This window comes from Segatella salivae DSM 15606, assembly GCF_000185845.1.
GTDB classification, from domain to species: domain Bacteria; phylum Bacteroidota; class Bacteroidia; order Bacteroidales; family Bacteroidaceae; genus Prevotella; species Prevotella salivae.
In genome coordinates, this window is sequence record NZ_GL629647.1 from 2,640,903 (window position 1) to 2,644,948 (window position 4,046).

Here is a 4,046-nt window from a genome sequence, read left to right on the forward strand (position 1 = left end):
TATTGAAGTCTCCGCCGGGCTTATAAGTACCTAAATCAGAGAAAACGAACTGCGTTCCTTTCTGTGCATCGAACTTTCGGTAATAGTCATTGAGCATCTTGGCACAGTGACTTGCCTTGTTGTCGATATGATCTGAGTACCCATTTTCATCTATCATGCGTAAATCAAGGCTCATCTTGCGGGCGTAGTCTGTTGCAATCAGCATCTTTGCTCTTTCCTCGCTCTCACTGAGCGGCGCACGTCCCAAAAGCGTGGCATCTCCACTTTTGGCAAACTCCATCAGCTTGCCGATAAAGACTTCCTGCTCGGGTGTCGGTGGTATGTTATGCAGTATCTCATTCTTCTCCGGTCTGTCGATACCGATGTCCTTGGCAGTACGAAAATCGCAAATCTCCGCATAAAACGCCGCCAGCTCAGGCACCTTGATAAATGTTCTGAAGCGTTCCTTCTGTATGATGTCATTCGTGATGGAGAACTCGTAGTCGGTCGACTTCTTGGCAAAGACCGCTGCCCAAGCATCAAAACTGTTGATGCCCTGCTTTTCCAAAGCCTGCGGGCGGAGATACTTGAACAGAAGATACAGTTCCGTCAGGCTATTGGAAATGGTCGTTCCCGAAAGGAAAGTCGCTCCCAAGTCCTTGCCAGACCTCTCCTGTATGGTGCGAATGGCAAAGAGCATGTTTAAGGCACGCTGTGAACCATCAGGATTGCCCAAGCCCGACACACGGTCATGGCGAGTGTTGAACATCAGGTTCTTAAATTGGTGACTCTCATCCACGAACAAATGGTCGATACCCATCATCTTGAAATCTACAGCATCGTCCTTACGCTCTGCGATGCTGTCCTGTATGTTCTGTAGCTTGGCTTCAAGCGTCTGCTTGCGTTTTTCCAGTCCTTTGAGCATTCCACGGGAGATGTCTCTTCCTTGTTGTCGCAACACTTCGAGATTCTCTTCCACGGAGTCCAGTTCCTTTTGCATAATCGCCTCCTGTATCTCCAAGGCCTGCGGTATCATACCGAACTGTTCATGTGTAAGTATAATACAGTCCCAATCGTTGTTCTTGATGTCGTTGAAAATACGCTGGCGGTTCTGTTTATTAAAATCGTTCTTGCCCGGATAGAGCACCTTGGCATTGGGATAAGCCTTGCGGAACGTATCGGCAATATCGAAGACGTTTGCTTTCAGTCCGATAATCATCGGCTTGTTTGCCAGCCCCAAGCGCTTCATCTCGTAAGCAGCCGTACACATGATGAGTGTCTTACCCGCTCCCACCTCGTGGTCGCAGATGCCGCCACCGTTGGTTTTGAGCATCCACACGGCATCCTTCTGACTCTTGTAGAGGTCGGCAATGCCCAACCTTCTGAGGTCAAGGTCGGGAAACGTCTGGTGCGTGCCGTCAAAGTTGGGTCGCACAAAACAGTTGAAAAGACGATTATAACGGTCAGAGAGTTGTTGCTTGAACGTGTCAGGTGTACGTCCGAGCCAATCAACAAAGCCCTGCCTGATTTCCTCAATCTTGGCATTTGCCATCTGGATAGCATGTCCGTCCCTTACTTTGATAGTTTTCGTCTCTCCCGTAACCTTATCCGTCATCTCCTTGCTCTTGTTGATGTCGGGAATGGTATTGTGCAGGGCGTGCTTGAGGAGATTGATGCCATCATAGCGGCGAAACTCACCCTGTACGGCATACTTGTGCCAGATATTGGCATTCTTTCGGTCGCAGACAATGGAATACTCGTCCATGTTGGAATGGTAGGATACGCCAATATCCGTCCCGAAAAACTCCGAAGCGAACCTGCCATAGACCTTTGAGGGTATCCAGCGTTCACCGAGATTGAAGTCAAGGTCTGCAAATGGAATGGGTGTTGGCGTGGCTGCACGCAAGGCAGCAAGGCTCTGTTTTGCCTCTTCGTGGTCGGGATGTTCCAAGAGCCACGACTCGATACGCTCCGCCTTTTCTATTACATTGCCCGAAATGAACTTGTCCGCCACCTCGTAAGCATTCTCTTCGGGGTTGAAGTAGATACGACCCTCCAAGGAAGAAATGATGTCGCTTTCCTCCATATCAGGTAAAAGTGAACTCATGTAGTCAAGTTCCACCGCGCCGTACTTGTTGAGCGATGCACCCAAGGCTTCCATCGGGTCTGTGGCAACGGTCAGTTCTGTGGTAGAAAAAGCCGTGGGATGGTCAAAGATGTCCGCCTTGATGTACCTGCCGTTTTCGGAGCGTTCCAAGAAGAGCATTTCCACGCCTGTAGCATCCATCTTGATGATGTCGGTGTTCGCCTTTTGGTTAAAGTAGCCCCAACGGGATATATAATCATCATACAGGTGGTTGAGCCTGCTGCGGTCCTCCTTGTCTTCTGCATGGTTCTCTGCCTCGTAGTCATAGAGACGATGATAGCACTCCCGTATCTCGATATAGGCTTTGAGACGTGAAAGCTGCGCATACGGCAAGTCCATCGGGTTAAAGGTTGGATGTCGCTTTAAGTCAGAAAGAAAGCCTATCTGTCCCTTCTGCACGACAATGGAGCCGTCTCTTAGGTGAGAGTCCGGCGAAGAGAGAAAAGGGCGTGGTGAAGCGTCAAATTCCTTTCTGACTTCTGCTATCGGTCTTGGCTTGCGCTCCTCGGCTTCGTTCATGAAGTCGAAAAGTGACGGCTCACGTGAAGAGGAAGAAGCTGCTTTCCTGCTACTACGGGTACGCCGTTGAGGAGAGGTCGCTGCCTTTTGCATTTTGAACTCCGATGGTTTCTGGGGAGCAGTTTGTGTTATAGGACGGCGTGCCTGTGAGGTTCCTGAATTATCCTTGATTTCATTGTTCACACGGGTAACTTCTCTTGTCCAAAGGCTGTATTCCTCCGGGGCAAACAGTGACAGCTGCTCCGGTTGTCCGATATCTTCCATATTATTGTCCACCACCGGATGATGATCGTCGTCAAAGAATATCGTCTGTCCGTTCATCTCTCTTGGGGCTTCAATATCCGTACGGATTTCCTGTGGTTCCTGCTCGTATTGATGATGAAGTGTCAAGGCGGGTACGCCTTCGGGCGCAAGTTCTATAGTCATGAAAGGCTGTTCTGATACTAATTGTTGTGGGGCAGACTCTGATGATGACGGCTGTAATGGGATTGTCTCTCCGCCAGAAATGGTATCTTCCATTATCTGCGTATCGTTCTCAGAAGCAACGGCTACAGTTTCCTTAACCTTATCGTTTATCTCTGTTTTTGTTACTACTTCTTCCTTGATTTCCTCTGCTACCACTTCTTCTTTGGTATATTGTCCCCTAACTATTTCTTCCAGTTCGGCTATCTCATGCAATTTCTTAGGAGAGAAGTACAGGTCACGTTCAATGCCCAATCCTCTTACTTTCACGCCTTCCATCTCATCGAGGGACATATTGCCAAGCTCCCAGCCGTAACCCATCGTGACGGCACCGAAACCAATACGGCTCTTGGGGTCATACTCCAAGAGGTAGGCTGTGTATGCTCCCATAGGGAAGAAATAGCGTGCATAGGCAACCTTATCGCCAATGAGTCCCTTTTCCGTCGAATAGAGTTTAGGTAACTGTTTCCTGATACTGTCGGGCATGAGGTTATAGGCATCGTTTATACCCTTGTCTTCAGTCTTTGTCTTCTCTGTTTCTTCTTCCCGACTTATGGTAATACCCAACTTGCGAAGCTGTTTCTCTGCTTCTGCCTCTCGCTCTACCTCTGTCATCGGTATACCTGTTTCATATAGTTTACGGTCGATACGTTGTCCCATTTCAAGAGAGAGTTGTGTTCGGAGACTTTCTGCCATTTCATCAATCCCTCCCGTGAACCGATACTCCCATGCAGGTCTTCCATAAGGGTCTGTACCCATTATGCGCTCTGTGGCAATGGTGCGATGAGATATGTCTTTCCAATCTCCTACAAAAAGAGAGTTATGCTTGAAGACGACAGAAGAGCCTTCCTTGGGAACGGAAACGGTTTCTACGAACTGCTGTTCAATGCCCTTGCTGATTTCTTTACCAGTCTGCTTCTGCAGGACGATGAGGTCACTA

The 4,046-nt window shown here is 48.8% G+C and carries 1 protein-coding gene; it reads right to left on the minus strand.

Annotated elements, in window-relative coordinates; all coding sequences use genetic code 11:
• Nucleotides 1-4,046: DUF2958 domain-containing protein (locus HMPREF9420_RS10400; protein WP_007135632.1), on the minus strand; the 4,046-nt coding region annotated here is incomplete at both ends.